Genomic DNA, 1,177 nt, shown 5'->3' on the forward strand with positions numbered 1-1,177 from the left:
CGCCAGGCGTCGGCGGCAGCCCGCGCGGCGGGCGAGGCCGCACCGGCCCAGCACATCGGCGCCATCGCGATCAGTTCGGCCTCGATGCCCTCGCGCGCGGCCACCGACGTGGCCGCCGGATCGCCCCAGACCAGCGCGAGATCGAGCTGCCGCGCATCGAGCCGCTCCAGCAGTTCGGTATTGCGCGCCACGCGCGCCTCGATGCGCACCAGCGGATGCGCGCGCGCGAAACGCCCGAGCACGTCGGGCAGCAGGCGCTCGCCGAAATCCTCCTGCATGCCGATCCGCACCCAGCCATCGAGCGTCGCGCCGCGCACCGCCGCCGCGGCCTCGTCGTTCAGTTCGATCAGCCGGCGTGCGTAGCGCAGCATCGCCTCGCCGGCGTCGGTCAGCGCCAGCCCGCGCCCGGCCTTGCGAAACAGCGGCGCGCCGGCCTGCGCCTCGAGCTTGCGGATCTGCGCGCTGACCGCCGACGACGAACGCGCCACCCGATCGGCCGCCTTCGCGAAGCTGCCGAGATCGATGCCGGCCACGAGGCTGCGCAGCGCGCTAATGTCGAAGTTCGTATGCGACATGACAATCATCCTGATTTATCGAACGATTCAAACAAAACTTTCCGATTTTCAGCATGAATCTACGGGGCGACACTGGCGGCGTCAATCACTCGCCGATGTCTCGCCATGCGCCCTTCTCCTGTCTCGACGCCCGCCCTCGCGCCGCCCGCGCACGTTCAACGCGGCGACGCGCATCGCTGGCGCGTGCTGGCCGTCGGCGTGCTCGCGAACGTCGCGTTCTCGGCGGCGGCGGCCGGCATCCCGACCACCGCGATCGCGTTGCGCAGCGCCTACCGGCTCGACAACGGCGCGCTAGGCATCGTGCTCGGCGCGCTCGGACTCGGCGTGGCGGTGTTCGAAGTGCCATGGGGGCTGGCCGCGATGGCCGTCATGCTGGCCGCGATGGCGGCCGGCATGGTGCCGCACGACGGCTGGACGCCGCCGCTCGCGCTGCTGATCGCCGCCATGGCGCTGACCGGCCTGACGGGCGGCAGCGTAAACGGCGCGAGCGGCCGCGCCGTGATGCGCTGGTTCCGCGACAACGAACGCGGCCTCGCGATGAGCATCCGGCAGACGGCCGTGCCGCTCGGCGGCGGCCTCGGCGCGGCGCTGCTGCCACCGCT

2 protein-coding genes are annotated in these 1,177 nt (G+C 72.1%); one reads left to right on the plus strand and one right to left on the minus strand.

Annotated elements, in window-relative coordinates; translation table 11 throughout:
• Window positions 1-575: LysR family transcriptional regulator (locus tag G3N92_RS34220; protein ID WP_241015209.1), on the minus strand; the 575-nt coding region annotated here is incomplete at its 3' end.
• 105 nt (window positions 576-680) lie between these two features.
• Here G3N92_RS34220 and G3N92_RS34225 point away from each other — a divergent pair.
• Window positions 681-1,177: MFS transporter (locus tag G3N92_RS34225; protein WP_206131897.1), on the plus strand; the 497-nt coding region annotated here is incomplete at its 3' end.

Origin of the sequence: Burkholderia sp. Ac-20379 (assembly GCF_017104645.1) — a bacterium.
Lineage (GTDB): Bacteria > Pseudomonadota > Gammaproteobacteria > Burkholderiales > Burkholderiaceae > Burkholderia.